At 40.9% G+C, this 15,797-nt stretch carries 14 protein-coding genes, 1 other RNA gene and 1 pseudogene; 5 read left to right on the plus strand and 11 right to left on the minus strand.

Annotated features, from left to right (window positions below):
- Window positions 1–293: 293 nt before the first annotated feature.
- A complete protein-coding gene (locus ACYX4W_RS12080; RefSeq protein WP_476073359.1) occupies window positions 294–896 on the plus strand; it encodes a thiamine biosynthesis protein ThiC in 603 nt (200 codons plus the stop codon).
- 135 nt (window positions 897–1,031) lie between these two features.
- Here ACYX4W_RS12080 and ACYX4W_RS12085 read toward each other — a convergent pair whose 3' ends face one another.
- Window positions 1,032–1,790: a DUF2034 domain-containing protein gene (locus ACYX4W_RS12085; protein WP_476073360.1), complete on the minus strand. Its 759-nt coding sequence runs from the start codon at window positions 1,788–1,790 to the stop codon at window positions 1,032–1,034.
- Between the two features lie 389 nt (window positions 1,791–2,179).
- Entirely contained in the window at window positions 2,180–2,872 is a 693-nt protein-coding gene (locus tag ACYX4W_RS12090; RefSeq protein WP_476073361.1) for a YbjQ family protein, read from the minus strand.
- Window positions 2,873–4,176: 1,304 nt separating this feature from the next.
- Between ACYX4W_RS12090 and ACYX4W_RS12095 the strand changes: the two genes are divergently transcribed.
- Window positions 4,177–4,740: a hypothetical protein gene (locus ACYX4W_RS12095; protein WP_476073362.1), complete on the plus strand. Its 564-nt coding sequence runs from the start codon at window positions 4,177–4,179 to the stop codon at window positions 4,738–4,740.
- Between the two features lie 537 nt (window positions 4,741–5,277).
- Here ACYX4W_RS12095 and ACYX4W_RS12100 read toward each other — a convergent pair.
- The 6 genes and pseudogenes from ACYX4W_RS12100 to ssrA all read right to left on the minus strand — a co-directional run bounded on the left by ACYX4W_RS12100 (window position 5,278) and on the right by ssrA (window position 9,884).
- Entirely contained in the window at window positions 5,278–5,586 is a 309-nt protein-coding gene (locus ACYX4W_RS12100) for a recombinase family protein (RefSeq protein ID WP_476073363.1), read from the minus strand.
- A gap of 157 nt (window positions 5,587–5,743) precedes the next feature.
- Window positions 5,744–7,084, minus strand: a complete 1,341-nt coding sequence (locus ACYX4W_RS12105; protein WP_476073364.1) for a hypothetical protein — start codon at window positions 7,082–7,084, stop codon at window positions 5,744–5,746.
- Between the two features lie 1,037 nt (window positions 7,085–8,121).
- A complete protein-coding gene (locus ACYX4W_RS12110) occupies window positions 8,122–8,817 on the minus strand; it encodes a tyrosine-type recombinase/integrase (protein ID WP_476073365.1) in 696 nt (231 codons plus the stop codon).
- Window positions 8,818–9,011: pseudogene (locus tag ACYX4W_RS12115) on the minus strand (phage integrase central domain-containing protein); the annotation flags it as partial.
- Window positions 9,012–9,017: 6 nt separating this feature from the next.
- Window positions 9,018–9,401 carry an integrase arm-type DNA-binding domain-containing protein gene (locus ACYX4W_RS12120; protein ID WP_476073366.1) on the minus strand — a complete coding sequence of 128 codons (384 nt, stop codon included), beginning with the start codon at window positions 9,399–9,401 and terminating at the stop codon, window positions 9,018–9,020.
- Window positions 9,402–9,524: 123 nt separating this feature from the next.
- Window positions 9,525–9,884, minus strand: a transfer-messenger RNA (tmRNA) gene (gene ssrA, locus ACYX4W_RS12125).
- Between the two features lie 394 nt (window positions 9,885–10,278).
- Here ssrA and ACYX4W_RS12130 point away from each other — a divergent pair.
- The gene (locus tag ACYX4W_RS12130) at window positions 10,279–11,502 is read left to right on the plus strand and encodes an NADH:flavin oxidoreductase/NADH oxidase family protein (protein ID WP_476073367.1); all 1,224 of its coding nucleotides are present in this window, start codon (window positions 10,279–10,281) and stop codon (window positions 11,500–11,502) included.
- Window positions 11,503–11,600: 98 nt separating this feature from the next.
- Here ACYX4W_RS12130 and smpB read toward each other — a convergent pair whose 3' ends face one another.
- Window positions 11,601–12,080 (minus strand): SsrA-binding protein SmpB, encoded by a 480-nt coding sequence (smpB, locus tag ACYX4W_RS12135; RefSeq protein WP_179983283.1) that lies wholly within the window; start codon window positions 12,078–12,080, stop codon window positions 11,601–11,603.
- Window positions 12,081–12,225: 145 nt separating this feature from the next.
- On the opposite strand from smpB, the gene ACYX4W_RS12140 reads away from it, so the two are divergent.
- Window positions 12,226–12,657, plus strand: coding sequence for a type II toxin-antitoxin system RatA family toxin (locus ACYX4W_RS12140; RefSeq protein ID WP_476073369.1), 432 nt, complete (start codon window positions 12,226–12,228; stop codon window positions 12,655–12,657).
- Window positions 12,654–13,001, plus strand: a complete 348-nt coding sequence (locus tag ACYX4W_RS12145; protein ID WP_179983285.1) for an RnfH family protein — start codon at window positions 12,654–12,656, stop codon at window positions 12,999–13,001. The genes ACYX4W_RS12140 and ACYX4W_RS12145 overlap by 4 nt, the downstream gene beginning before the upstream one ends.
- 85 nt (window positions 13,002–13,086) lie before the next feature.
- Here ACYX4W_RS12145 and ACYX4W_RS12150 read toward each other — a convergent pair whose 3' ends face one another.
- Together ACYX4W_RS12150 and ACYX4W_RS12155 are read right to left on the minus strand one after the other, a co-directional pair.
- Window positions 13,087–13,563, minus strand: coding sequence for a MarR family winged helix-turn-helix transcriptional regulator (locus ACYX4W_RS12150; RefSeq protein ID WP_012518305.1), 477 nt, complete (start codon window positions 13,561–13,563; stop codon window positions 13,087–13,089).
- 30 nt (window positions 13,564–13,593) lie between these two features.
- Window positions 13,594–15,564, minus strand: coding sequence for a BCCT family transporter (locus ACYX4W_RS12155; protein WP_476073370.1), 1,971 nt, complete (start codon window positions 15,562–15,564; stop codon window positions 13,594–13,596).
- Window positions 15,565–15,797 lie beyond the last annotated feature (233 nt).

Genomic DNA, 15,797 nt, shown 5'->3' on the forward strand with positions numbered 1-15,797 from the left:
ATTTGCGAGCAATGTTATATTATAACTAATTGGATGGGAATACGTTTTACTCTTAAGTGAGAGTGGAATGACCAATCTAAAGGAAAAAGCAGTGCTTAACTAGAAAAGTGTTGAAGATTTAAATGAAAAAGACATGCCGATTGGTAGTGAGCTATCTCTATAGATTAAGTTTCCTCTCTTTATAGATGATTTTCAATTTTTACCAAATTTAGTGAAATTATTAATTAGCTATACCTGTCTTATAGCAACATCAGTAAATGCTACTTACATATCTAAAAGAAAAGAGAGACATAATGGAATTTACTCATAAGCGCACTATTCAAATAACCGCATCACTATTACTGCTATTAGCAATAACACAGGCTGTTTTTACAGCGCTTTACAGCAGTGGAATTAGCTTTTCACGGCAGTATGCCTGGGGATTTGAAGCCGTAATCTTTACCGTGCTAGCTGCTTTTGCTAGTACCGCTATGGTGCAAGCAAAAAACGCGCAGCTAGGCTGGTCGGCAATTACTTTAAGCGCCGTTCTGAATATAGTACAGGTAAGTATTGGCCTAACGTTATTTTCAACCTTCGGCCAAGTTGCTGGTGCAGTAGAAGGCGCTAAACCTTTAATTGGCGGCGTAGTGTCTTTGTCTTTCATGATTTACTACGCGGCTAAATTATTATTAGGACTAGCAGCCGTCGTTTTCGGGCTATCTTTTGTGGCAAAAGGCGGTAAAGCGATCGGTGGCCTTACTGCTATAGCAGGCGGAGTCGCTATGTTTGCCAATACCATACTAATCATATTTGGTCGTGATGGCTTTCTACCATCAGGTGTAGCTGGCGCTTCAGGTATGATTGCAACGTTATTATTGGCTATCTGCTTAATCAGCCTAAACCGCAAAGCAGACTAGGGCTTAGTAACTTTCGAATAAGATACTTTATCCAGTAAAACGTCGGAGTATGTTAGTGGTCGGTGTGGTCGCGGGCAGCGATATACTGTTTAGCGCACCGAGCTTGCCGCTAACAACTTCGCCCGTATAGATAAATTATTCGGTGTAACGACATTTGGGGAAGCTAGAGCAACCTAAAAAGCGGTTGCCGGCGTTAGTCCCGCGTTTTGCCTGACGCTCTACAAGCTCGCTTCCGCATCTTGGGCAGACTGCTGGTTTAGCAGTCTCTAACGTAGTTTGAGATTGCACATTTTGAATGAGGGAAAGTAGCTCATCTGCGCCCAATAGAGTAATAGGTTTGCTTAACGCGAAATCGATTGCTTGTTGTGTGAATTTACCAGAACAAATAATGAAAACACGGCTAGCATTGCTTGCAGTGAGCACACCAAACATCTCACGTACCACACTCACACCAACTTTTTGCGCTTTCCATTGTTTGCATTGAACAAGTGTTATCTCATCACCTTTTCTTAATACCAAATCAATGCCACCGTCTGCACCGTAACCTCCCTCTGTAACTCTGTATCCTTGGCGACGATAGGCTTCAGCCACAAGCTCTTCAAAGTTACGCCAATGCAGATCGCGTATAGTATCTAGACTACGTTGCGTATCTAATTGTTTAACTTTGCGGTGTGAATTGAAGTATGCAAACGGTGCAACTAGTAAAATCATTGCGGCAATGAACGGCGCGGGGATTACAAACGCGTTAAACATCATGGCTATCATTGGGTTATCGGTTTGTACATTTGGTAATCCATACACCATGATTACGTAAGCGCTTGCTGAAAGTATTACCGACACCCACCAAGGTAATTCAACAAGTAAATCGATAAAATTAGTTTTGTTTCTTGGCATATATTACTTCCTTGTTCTACAACACTCATCATACACGGCCAATTAAAAACCTTCGGTATTATTGTCTAACGTTAAGTATGTAAGAGAGATAGCCAACTTTGCGTATTCAGCTTAGAAATCAAAGAAGCTAGGGGAGGCTATTGAACGTTAAAATACGCTAAGTTATTGATTTTACGTTGTTGTGGACATAAAAAAAGACGTCATAGGACGTCTTAATTTATTGAATTGGTGGAGCTGGCGGGAAGTGCCACCTAGTTCAGAGGTTAATAATTAACCTAGAATTTACAGTTACTTATAGTTAAGTGCAAATCTTTTTCGGTAGATATCGTGACACTTAATCGTGATACCTGTTTATTGGCGAGGGTTCGCGAATCAACCTTTTTAATCTATCATTTATCAATCTCTATTGCGGTTCCACTCGCCACGAGGAACATCATAGGACTACCTGCGCCAGCTACCTCGCTGTAGTCTAAATCTACAGCTACAACGGCGTCTGCGCCTAGATTATGCGCCTCACGTCTCAATTCGGTTAAGGCCATGGCCCGAGCCTCTTTGAGAGCGTTTTGCGTAGACGATTGTCTGGTCTCGCCGATACTGCTTATCTCGGCTACTAATGAAGATAAAATCGTAGAGCGGTAGACGTATTCGGCAGTTACGATTCCCAATCTTTTACGAACAGCAAATGGTGAAATCGACTCGGTGGTTAGAATTATGTGGTTATATCCATTTCTTCTAAATTCGGCCTCTTGCTCTCTTTTCTTTTCAGCTTCTTCTGCTTTGGCTCTCTCTGCCGTCCTAAGAGCCGAAATCGCTTTTGAATCTTCTAAGCTTTGGCTATCCATTTTCGCTTCTGCGATGGACATTGCATCTTTTTGGGCTCTGTAAAACGTTTCCTTTTCGTTATCTGATTCGAAAACAGCGATGTTTTTACCATCTACGGACACATTTAACGAACCTTGGGTCTCTGTAAAACTTAACCTTTCAACGGAGAACGCATGCTCTTTCGTACACAAGTCTTTTCCAATAAAGAAAAACTCTGTTCCATTCCTAGATGTGAAAATGACTGAAAAGTTTAAAGGCACTGACGTCTTGCACCTATTTAACTTATGAACTTCAAAAAGTCGGTTGGCCTCGTTTTTTGAAATTTCGAGAGTTGTTAAATATCTTCCTTCATGCCACAGAGTTAGCGCTTTATTTTCGTATGCAGCGAATAAGGAGTTGATGTCATAGTCAATTTTGTTAAATGAGTCGGTCACAGTGTATGGGTTGAAAGTCTTTATATACCACCTGCTTGGATGTACCTTTTTAGGATTGGTCTTTCCGAACATAAAATTCCCTTTTTAACATTATTAAATTTTTTATCACTCACCATTCTATAATGGCGTTATATGCTGATCTAGCCTCAAATGTGCAAAATGTTATCTGATTGGCAACGCTCAAATCGTGATATCAGTAGTCTTTAAAATTGCTTTTTCAAATATGAGTCAGGCGTTCGCCATTCAACTATTCGTGAATCCATCAGTCAAAAATGGACAATGCTAACTTCTACCTTCAAGCAAATACGACATCCATTGAAATTTGCTCTTTACGAAGTCTGGAATTAGGGAAGAAGTTCTCAATGTCAATGCTATAATACATAAAGTTCAATTAATACAATTGCTTACGCGTTGTAATTGTGTCACCTTCAAAGTTCTTATGATTGGAGGTGAAAATGAGCTTTTATGTTTATTGCTTTGAATACAATGATTATGGGTTAGTCAAAATAGGAGTTACCAAATTTCCTATACGACGACAGGAAGCGTTTTATTCGTTAGTGCGTAACCCATCTCCTCATTCACTTTTACTAAAGATAGACTCGAAGACCTTCGCATATTCGCTAGAAGCGGAACTTAAACGGAAGCTTTCTCCTAATATTTCACCAGAAGAGCTGTCAAATAGGACACTAGGGCGAATCACTCAACAATCGTGTGTGTCAGAGTGGTATGAAGAGAATACTCTGAGTGCAATTCACGCGCATTTCTATAAATCAGCTCTTGACGGAGTGGCTTCAATTGTTAGTTTCGGGGGGATTGTCTGCCAGGAACTGATCTCTATACGGAGAGAGCTTTACATTCTAAAACATTTGTCAGCAGATGTCGGAAGTATTCTAATGAGCTTTACGTTGAGGGAAGATTACACAAAGCAATGGAGTGAAGGTGACTTCACTCGCTTCCTAGAAAGAATAGAGAGAATGGTTAGTAAATATAAAAACATATAGACTGCTTGAAGATTGCAAGTTTGTAAGAGTTAACGAAGACGTTGCTTAACTTAGACTTTTTATTCGTTACATGCTTATAACATGTAGCCTAAGGTTACAAAACGTAAAGTTTAATTAGAGTGATTGAATATGGAAAATTTAATGGCTGTTTGGAGTTGGTTGACGTCAGTGCTAACGACGGAGTTTTTTGCGGCTCTTGCTGCAGCTTTAAGCTTTTTTGTCGCATGGAGACAGCACGTTTGGAACAAAAAGCATCACCTTGCATCCATCAAGCCTTTTATATGCGATTTTCTAGAAAGAGACCATGAGAAACTATCGCTTTCATTCTCCCTTATGAATAAAGGACTCGGGCCTGCGAAGTTAGTTAGTTACGAATTTAAGTGGGATGAAAAAAAGGTAAGTGCTGATGAGGTCGCTAAGTTCATGACCAAAAGCTTTACTGGCGACTTTAAACTATACCTAGCTGAAATGTCGAATGTAAGCGCATTTTCTGCTGGTGAGAGTAGGGTTGTAATGTCCGTGACCAAGAAAAATGGTGCTTCAATAGATGATTTAGATAAGGAAGCATTCTCAATTTTTAATAAAGAGATTATAAAACGACTACGGCTTGTAATTCTATATCAATCTATTCAAGGGAAAGAGGTTTTTGAATACCGGACTACTCCTTTGACAAGTTTATTAAATGAGACTTGATTCATCAGAGATACTCGACCGAATTAATAAGTAACCAACACGTTAATACCACAAAAACAATGACGAGATGATTGATGACATTATCAGTTGACATAAAAGCTGAGGGCATGGCTATTGACTCTCTAGGTTATTATAGAGCTTCATACTTTTGTTCATCCAAGGGCTCTGGTATCTCGGGGAGCGCTTCGTTAATGAACGCTATGTTTGCCATAGAGCTAGCTTTGAAGTCTATACATGTAAAGCACGAGTCGAAGGCGTGGGGGCATAAAATTAAACCACTCCTTGACAGTTTGCCTTCCGATCACAAAGTATCAATTGCGAATGAACTTCGAAGCCGTTGGGAGGATTTTGATATCCAATTGGAAAATTGCAATAACGCGTTCGTTGTATGGCGTTATAAGTATGAATCCAAGGGACCAATAACGATTAACCACTTTTTTGTCTTGGAATTGGCCGAGCTTTGCTGTCGAGCTGTAATTGAAGAATTTACGATATCATGCTCTCCTGACATACCAAGCGCTATTAGACGATGTGCGCCTAAGGTGAATATTTGAGGTGCGAGTTTTTCGTTTCAAGGCTTTGATAGCGCTTTACAATGTTCCTAACTGTCTGTGCAGAGTATTGGTTTTGTCTTTCGGTTTTTATTCCTATTTCGTTGAGCCTGCTGGCCATCTCTCTGTAACTTAGTTTGGCTTGAACCATCGGGCTCAGAATTGGTGCTAGGCTTAATGCACGCTTGTCAGCATCAATAATTTTTCTTTTGTTTCGAGCGTTAGTCTTATCCCGCAACCCTCCGAGTATTGCGCCTTGCTCTTTCTTCTCTCGGAGAGCAGCTTTTGTTCTCATACTAATAAAGTCTCTCTCTTGCTCGACTAAATCTGACAGTCATTTCTGTGCCAAAAGCTGCCATTCATGATCTATATGGTTAAGGACTGCTTCGGTAAGTGGAGCGGACGTCAAGGAATTGGATTTAGGTCCACTCCAATGTAAGGTTATAATATGTCTACTTAACTATTGGCGATTCAGTTAAATCGCAGTGCCAACCTCCAGGAAAAGACGCTCTACCACAATATTCTCTCATCTCATCAACAGTTATTACATTGGGTCGTTGTTCAACCAATATGAAAGCTCGCTTTCCAATCACATTGCAACTCTCAGGAGTAGGGGCATCTTTGCCAAATCTATTCTTCTCAAAATACTTTATTAAATCATTCTTTACTTTTTCATTATTAACCATGACTAAAGAGTATTGGAGAGCCATGCGCGAAAGATTAAAAGGATTAAATTCGTTATCCTTTATATACAATAAAGATTCAAAAGCTGTAATATTTGGTAAAGTATCAGATTCATCCACATTAAATACAATTAAGCTATTCCAAATGGCGTAGTCATTTATATCTGATACTAATTTTCCATCTAAAATTTTATTTGTTTTTTGAAAAACCAGAGCTGAATTGGTTATTGATACTGCCAAGGGTTCTTTATTTATTAGATCGAAACTATCAGGCTCGTATAGCCCATCTATTTTGATTTCCGTATGTTGTTCACAAAAATCATAATTGAGCTCTTGAAGAATTTTAGCTGCACCATAAACAGATGCTCCTTCGCGTCTAGTTAGAAGAAGCTTTGATATGTCTATAATGTCTTCTTCAATAATTTTCCCTTTGGAATACATTGATATTTGGTTTGGCGCAGCAGAATATTTCAATGATGTGAAACTTGGAGCAGTTGTCAAATTCTTAATTTCACCTTGAACTCCATCTTTGAAATAAAACAAATCACTAGTAAGATCAGCAAATTTATTATCTGAGTTTGTAGCCATCATCTGATAAATTTTTTCTGGAAGATCCAAATTTTTTACAAAATTCTCCCGTTCCATTATTTCATTTTGCTTTACTAGCAAGAGAGTCCCCAGCAGGCCAATAATTGATGCGAATATTGAGTATGTAAGGTTTGTAAATAGCTTGATTATTAATGCTGACGATATATAGTTTGTGGCGATTTTCATAGTGATTCTTAAATCACTTATAGCTTGGGTGCTCTGGACTTTATCTGGTAGAAAACTTGTTAAAGCGCTTAATGCTTGATTACTAAAATCAGCTAAGGAGTATTTTTTTTCTCCGATAACAGCATTGAATAACTTTCCTCTGCTTAAATACAATAAGCCAGATAGAAGTAGAAAAAACACTAAACCAAAAGCTAATCCCTTAAATTCATTGATGAGAAAATCAACAGCATAGTCAGGTCCAAAATAAACTAGTCCTCCACCTAGCATAAGTCCTGCTGTCAAGCCAAATAGGATATAAAATAAAGCAGGTGGATTTTGAAGTAACTTAGTAATCATTAGGAATTTTCACCGAATTTTAGAAAGTTTGTATACAAAACTAGTAGGCGACTCCGTACGTATCTCGGTCGTTGGCTTATAAAGATTTTAATGACACCATTGAGCGACTATCGGCAATGCAAAGCGTATGATTTAAGTGGTTCTGATATTAGAAGCTTTATGCCCTCCAATCAATCGCATGAAAAGCATGTCTGGCTGTTCTTACCAGGGGGGCATTATTCGTTTGATACTAAAATTTCGTCGCAAAGAGTAATGATCTGTGCGATATTTTCAAACGGTAACGAGTGCACTGCTATACGTTCAAGTCTACCTTTCTTATCGCCATTAGCGATTATTTTTTTTGCTTCCAAGAAAAAATATGTTGAGTTTAACGCTGTGATGGGGAACAAATTCGTCCCCTCCTCGCGACTCTTAAAAACATCATTAGGTAGCCGCAACTGAACCTCAACATTGCAATCTTTCCCCGCATTAATATCTTTTACCTGATTCTCGGCAATTGCGGCTGAGATAGAATATATGCAAAAGGTGAGAAGCCCAAGCGGCAATATATGTATGACTTACTTGTCCGGTTCAGCCTCGGAGGGTATTGCTTTTTCTAATCCTAATGTCATTAAATAAAAAATCACAAAAACACTAAACAAATAACAAACGATCCTATTATTACAATTCTAGTATTAAAATATTTATACCATTTAAAAAGGTTAATCGAGCCTATAATAAGATCGTCTATATCTGCGTAATCTAAGAAACTCAAACCAAATCCTTTGAGCACATAATATTGATTGGCGAAGCCGCTTACAGATAAGTCAATAGTAACTAGGGCTGTCCATGCTAATATAGTATTTAGTGAAAAATCACCAAATTTTTTCCGAGCCATTTAATCCTCCTGATTTCGTGTCCATGGTATACCTTAGTGCAATATACTTGATGTTGCTATGGCAAGCTTCAATGTCTGCAAATGGCACAAAATCAAAGATCATAGTCAGCAGTCTGAGTGTCTGCTCTTTGTCTAAAGGGGCCTAACACAGCCAATTAGCTTATATAACTTTCAGGTGCACGGCACTAGATACTGAAAAACTCCCAATTGCCGCTTCTTGGATGTGCCCACTCCACCAAGTCATCATCGGTCTTCGGCGCTCAAGATAATCAGTTCTGTTATAAGCACTCCGTACTTGGTTATCGTCTACGTGCGCAAGTGCTGCTTCAATTAAATCGCGGTCAAAACCTTGTTCATTTAGCGTAGTGCTCGCTAATGAACGCAGGCCATGGCTAACTAAACGACCAGCGAAGCCCATACGTTTAAGAGCCATGTTTGCTGTTTGGCTATTACATGGCTTTTTCGGGTCACGGTCAGAAGGGAATATAAACTCGCGATGGCCACTGATTGGTTTCATAACTTCAAGAAGTGCCATCATCTGGTCAGTAAGTGGAATACGCTGATCTCTGCGTTTTTTCATACATTCCGACGGAATTGTCCAAACCTTACTTTCCATATCAATCTCTTTCCACATAGCACCAGATGCTTCGCTCGGCCTTGTCATAGTGTGCAGTTGCCACTCAATAAGACAGCGTGTGGTTCGCTTGATACTAGCGTTAGCAATTGCACTCATAAGTTCGGGTAGTTCTGCTGGCTTAAGTGCAGCCATGTTTTCCTTTTTCGGCTTTTTAAACGCTGCTTTAATTCCTTCAAGTGGGTTAGCTTGAATAAATCCACAGTTTGTAGCGAAGTTCATTATTTCATTTAGGCGCTGTGATAAGCGTTTTACTGTTTCTAAACTTCCTTTAGCCTCAATTGGCTTAAGTAAATCGATAATTTGTGGGCAGTAATAGCACTTACCGGAACTTTCGATATTGAAGGGAATATGTGTAGCTCTAAAGAGCGCCAGATATCAACCGCGTAGTCAGGTGTAATATCGTCCTTTTTAATTTCAAATCATTCTTTAGCAACGTTGCTGAGAGTATGCTGGTGGACAGACTTATATTCCTGCTGCTGACGTTTTCGCTCTTCTTGCGGGTCGATGCCTTGGGCAAGTAACTCGGTTGCTTCAAGCGTCGCTTTACGAGCATTAGCTAGTGATAGGTCAGGGTACTTACCTAGACTGAGATTAGCTCTTTTACGGCTGGTAGGTCTGTAGTAGTTAAATATCCAATTTTTAGAACCATTTGGCTTAATACGAATTCGCAGGCCATCACCATCAAACAGGTTATATTCTTTTTCGCTTGGCTTTGCAGATTTGATTTCTTTATCAGATAGCCGTGTAGTAACTTTTGCCATAATGGGTACACCAATTTCATCTAGTTTGCGTAGTGTACCCAATGGTGTACCTAAAGATCAAAGAAGCTAGAGGAAGCTATTGAACGTTAAAATACATTAAGTTATTGATTTTACGTTGTTGCAGGCATAAAAAAAGACGTCATAGGACGTCTTAATTTATTGAATTGGTGGAGCTGGCGGGATTTGAACCCGCGTCCAGAAAATGTCTACCTTTGGTACTACATGCTTAGTTTGTCATTTATTTAACTGCTTGGAACTCCGACAAACAGGATTTCCTTGCAGCTGGCCTAATACTATTTCGCGGTTCACCCTTAGACAAGGTTCCCTCGCTATCCTACTTGGATGACCTTCCGAATCCCCGCTAGCAGGAAGAGACTAGGGTGGAAGGGCCTATACCGGTTATTAAGCGGCTAGTGCGTAAGTTTCGTCGTTTGCGACTATTTAAATGCGGCTTTTTTAAGAGGCCAACCGCTCCTCTGCATGCACCTCCGGCTTCCTAGATCCTGTCGAATCCTAATCAGCCCCGAGTGTGATTTTCAATAATAGCACAAATGTTACGTCATTAAATGCTTTCTTTTAGAAAACGCTTTAAATTTTAAGGGTTTGGCTATAAAACAACCAAAAATAACACTTATGTTTTCAAAAGCTTACTATGCGAGCTTAGAAAACAAAATTACCTTCGTAACAGCGAGTCTATTATCGACTTATCACTAATGTGTGGTTAGATACTCTGAATTTCAAGGGCCCGTGTGAACAAAAGGGTAAGAAAGCTTAAAGAGAGCTTTATGTTTTAATTAAAAGAACAATCTGCTTAATAATTTTTTAGCGAATTTTTAAGGAATAAGTACCCATGTAAGGATGCATTTAGCGGCAAGAACCATTAAAGTACGTCAGCATAATTAAAAGGCTTGTAGTGTAAATGTCTTCAGATTCCATATTGTATTCTCCTTATACCCTGCCGTGTGGCGTAACAGCGCGAAACCGTCTTGTTAAAGCTGCAATGGAAGAAAATATGTCGAGCATGGGAAACATTCCCGGTGAGTCTTTATATTCACTTTATCGATATTGGGCCCATGGTAATTTAGGCATGGTAATTACGGGTAATGTTATGGTTGATAAAGCAGCTATGACAGGGCCAGGTGGTGTTGCACTAGAAAAAGATACCGATATTGCACCGTTTCAAAAGTGGGCGAAGATCATTAAGTCGAATGGCGCATTAGCCATCATGCAAATTAATCACCCTGGTCGCCAAGTATTTAAAGCCATGCAGGGCAAAGCTATAGCGCCTTCTGCTGTGCCGCTGGATATGGGCAAACACTCTAAGCTATTTGCTCAGCCCCGAGAAATGACCTGCCAAGACATCCATGATGTATGCAAGCGCTTTGTCGAAACGGCTAAGCAAGCTGAAAAAGCTGGTTTTGATGGCGTTGAAATACACGCAGCTCACGGCTACTTGCTTACACAATTTTTATCTCCGCTTACTAATCAGCGTCAAGATGAGTGGGGCGGTTCTATTATTAACCGCGCGCGTCTGTTGATAAACATAGTCAGCCAAGTTAGAGCGGTTTGCGCTAAAAGCTTTATTGTTATGGTAAAGCTTAACTCTGCTGATTTTCAAAAGAATGGGTTTTCTTTTGACGATGCTTGTGAAGTGGTAAACCGCTTAGAAGCCTTGGGTGTAGATGTGGTCGAACTATCCGGCGGTAGTTATGAAGCGCCTGCCATGCAGGGCCAAACCCGGGACGATACCACCCTTGCCAGAGAGGCATACTTTCTAGAATTCGCACAGGCTTTAGTGAGTAAAACCCATATTCCACTTATGACCACGGGCGGTATTAAACGGGCCGAAGTGGCAGAAGAGGTGATAGAGCAGGGCTGCGCGATGGTAGGCTTAGCCAGTGCACTAGCCATTACGCCCGACCTAGCCAAAAAGTGGCAGCAAGAATGGACTTATTCCGGCATTATTCCACACTGCACTTGGAAAGATAAATCGCTAGCAAGTCTTGCGAACATGGCGATGGTGCGACGACAGCTTAGGCGATTGGGAAATAACCTAACCACGCTAAGAAACCCGTCACCGCTTTGGAGTCTTATTCTTGATATGCTGCATCGAAAGAAGATGACCAAACGAGATGTAGGCTAACGCCACTACCGTTTAGGTAAGGTTTTTTTAAAAGGCTGCTTTAGAAAAATCAGCCAAAATCACGTTTATTTTATAGCATCACATATGAAAACACAGCGTTAAACGCTGTGTTTCATCATTCTTTCTTTTTGGCGTTGCCAGTCTTTATCTTTCAAAGTGTCGCGCTTGTCGTGAGCGTGCTTACCTTTAGCTAAGTGAATTTCTAGTTTCACCCAACACTTTTTCCAATACATAGACGTTGCAACAATCGAGTAGCCCTGGCGGTCACGGGCGCCCATTAAGCGATCTATCTCACGCTTTTTAAGCAAGAGTTTGCGCGCGCGTTCAGGCGCAGCAATTACGTGGGTAGATGCCTGATTTAGCGGACTAATTCTACAGCCTACCAAATAGGCTTCGGCATTTTGGATAATGATGTACGCGTCGGTAATGTTTACTTTACCGGCACGAATACTTTTAATTTCCCACCCTTGAAGCTCAAGTCCGGCTTCGAACTTGTCTTCTAGGAAATAGTCATGACGCGCCTTTTTGTTCTGCGCGATATTTCCTGAGGTGTTTTTGTTGGCTTTATTCTTTTTCATGCTGGCTATTATACTGATTGTTCAAAGGAATGTCTTTAGTTGTCATTGTTATCTTATATTGGGGCATTTGGCTCAAAACCGAATACAAGCGATACAAAATTTCTGTGATACAATGCTGCCAAGAGTTTTAATTGTAGTGGGATCAATGCCAAGTATTCATAGAAGCGCGCTTGTAGCTCATAGCGCAGAAGCCATGTTTAACTTAGTCAACGATGTAGCTTCCTACCCTGAGTTTTTGCCAGGCTGTACCGATAGTAAAATCCTCGACACTTCAACGCAAAGCATGAAAGCATCTTTGCTTGTTGCAAAAGCCGGTATCAAACAGTGGTTTACAACACATAATGTTCTAGAGCCAGGCAGAAGTATTCAAATGCAGCTAGTAGACGGGCCGTTTCGTTCGTTAACTGGCGGCTGGACATTTTCAGCGCTTTCTGAAGAAGCGTGTAAAATAGAGCTTAACCTTGAATTTGAATTCAGTAATAAGCTGGCAGAGATGGCATTCGGAAAAGTGTTCAACAGTTTAGCTACTAGTATGGTTACAGCTTTCACAGACCGAGCGCGGAGTGTGTACGCATGAGTAATAAGCTCATCAATATTGAGGTTGCCTACGCACTGCCCACCAAGCAAACTATCATTGATGTTGCTATTCATGAAAATGCGACGGTAGAAGAGGCGATTAATGCATCTAACGTGCTCGAGCAGTTTCCCGAAATCGACTTAAAAGCCACAAAAGTGGGTATATGGAGCCGGGTTGTTAAACTGCGAGATACGCTTAATGACGGCGATCGAATTGAAATTTATCGCCCGCTGATAGCTGATCCTAAAGAGATTCGAAAACGTCGTGCTGAAAAGGCCAAAGAAGAAGGTAGGGCAGACAAAATTACCGGTGGAAAAGTAAACCCGCTGAAAGCGAAGTCCTAGTTTCGCACCATGCAATATACGTTTATTACAGATACAAAAATGGCCTTCATATTGAAGGCCATTTTTTTAGAAAAGATAGAAGCTATTAGCTTTTTTCTGAAATGCTGCCTAGCTCCAAGAAAGGTGAGGCATCAATATCTTCGGCATCCATCATACTAGCAATACGCTGAACGGTAGCTACCATTTGGCTTTGCTCCCATTCTTTTAACTGAGAAAAACGCTCGACAAAGTGTTCCTGAAGCGGGCGCGGGGCGTCTACCACCGCTTCTTTTCCGCGCTCGGTCAAAAACACGCCCACTTTACGCTTGTCCTGCGTACTTCTAATGCGCGTAGCTAAGTCTCTAGATTCTAGTCTGTCTAAAATATTGGTTATAGTTGCAGGGCTTAAATTAATATTCTCCGCAATTTCACGCACCATAATGCCAGGGCGCTCTTCAATATTTTGCATTACTAACAGTTGCGGGCCTGTCAAACCCACGTGTTTACTTAGCTGCTTGCTGCGTAGGTCTACAGCGCGAATAACGCGCCGTAGTGCCACTAATAGTTCTTCTTCTTTTCGCATATTACTTCCAACAAATGCGTAACCAGTTGGTTACTTAAGCAAATGAATAAAATGTTGGTGCTTATGGTAGTGATCGATTACGTCATTAATGACTGAGATTTTCGACCAACCCATAATGTCATAGTTCTGACCACCTTCACTCAGGTGAACCTCGGCGCGATAGTACGTTGCCTTTTTGTTTTCGTCCAGTGTTGCTGTATCGCTTGGACCAAATTCAGGCTGTTCTGTCGGCACTAGGTATACCGCATAGATAAATTCTGGGTCGTTACCCATATCAACGGTCAGAATAAGTGCTTCGGCAGTATCTTCAATTTTTATATCAAACTGCTGAGACTTAAACTCTTCACCAACTTCTGTTAGTGCAGGCATCACCACCTTATTTGCATATCGGCGAACCGCATTTTCATCAGGGAAAGTAACGATGTTTTCTAATCGGTCTTTCCAGTTTTTATCTGAATCGTTATGTAAAGGCGTACCAGCCATTACCTGTAGACTTTCTCGTTTGTAAGACTCAATCCTCAGTGCTTTTAGCAAACCGGAAATAGCGATGAGCAGCACAATAGCAAATGGCAGGGCAACTGCAATTGTCATTGTTTGGAGTGCGCCTAGTCCGCCAGCATAAAGAAGTATTGAACTGACTATACCTACTCCAAGCGCCCAGTACACGCGTTGCCACAACGGCGTATCGTTTTCACCGTGGGAGCAAAGCATATCAACTACCATTGCGCCAGAATCACACGAGGTTACAAAGAATATAATTACCATAAGCACGGCAATAAAACTAAGAACTGACGCAAATGGAAACTGCTCTAAGAATACAAATAACGCAACGGAGGTATCGTCGTTAACCATTTGTGCCAGTACGTCTTTTCCTTGCACTAATACTTGGTCGATAGCACCGTTACCGAATACGGTCATCCAAAATAGCGTGAACGCAGAAGGGATAAGTAGAACGCCCATAACGAATTCGCGAATAGTTCGGCCGAACGAGATACGCGCTATAAATAGACCTACGAAAGGCGCCCATGCTAACCACCAGCCCCAATAGAAGATAGTCCAGCCACCAATCCAGTCGGTTTTCTCATAGGTGTACAAGTTAAAGGTGTTTCGTACTATGTCAGACAAGTATGCGCCTGTGTTTTGCATGAAGGCCTGTAGCAAAAATACCGTTGGACCTAACGACAATACAATTAGCAGTAAAATGATAGCCAGAACCATGTTGGTTTCTGAAAGGCGACGAATACCTTTATCTAGACCAGTAGTTACCGAAATAACCGCCAGACCAACTACGCCAGCCATAATGGCAATTTGAACACCAGTATTAGAGGGCAAACCAAACAGATAGTTAAAGCCCGCGTTAACTTGCGAAGCGCCAAAGCCAAGCGACGTAGAAATACCAAATACCGTTGAGGTTACTGCAAATATATCTACCACATGACCAGGCCAGCCATAGATACGGTCGCCGATAAGTGGGTAAAGTGCAGAGCGAAGGGTTAAGGGTAAGTTTTGGCGGTAGGCAAAATAACCGAGTATGAGTGCTACCACCGCGTAAATAGCCCACGCGTGTATACCCCAATGGAAGAAGGTCGTTTTCATCGCTTCGCGCACGGCATCTATACTTTCTGCCTGTGCCGTGGGCGGAGACATAAAGTGCATTAATGGTTCAGCTACACCGAAAAACATTAACCCAATGCCCATACCTGCAGCAAACAGCATACTTAGCCAAGTACCAAAACTAAACTCTGGTGTGGCGTGGTCAGGCCCTAACTTAATTTCGCCATAGCGAGACATGCCCAAATACACCACTGCTAGAACAATGATAGTAACGGTTAGAACGTAAAACCAACTGCCATTTGAAACAATTACACTTTGTAATTTTTGGAAGACAGAGTCTGCAAGTTCGGGCGTGCCCGCAGCGAAGATTAGTAAGCAGATGATTAACGCAGAAGACGTTATAAACACCGGCTTATTGAGTGGAGATTTTTTTTCGTTCTCAATCACGCAGTAATTTCCTTTCACCTTTTATTTCAACCTAGGTTATTACGGCGAAATATACAGCATGGAGCACTTTTAATAAATATCAGATGAAATAATTCGATTTATATGTATTTTAAAATTTTACTCATTGCCTCGTACTCATTGGCTTCTAAATAACCTTCCAATATTAGACTTTCTGCTATTATTTACTACGTTATGGTTAAATATTAATCGTTAGTGTAGAAATTAATTATAGT

Source organism: Alteromonas sp. ABH4_454, assembly GCF_056311775.1.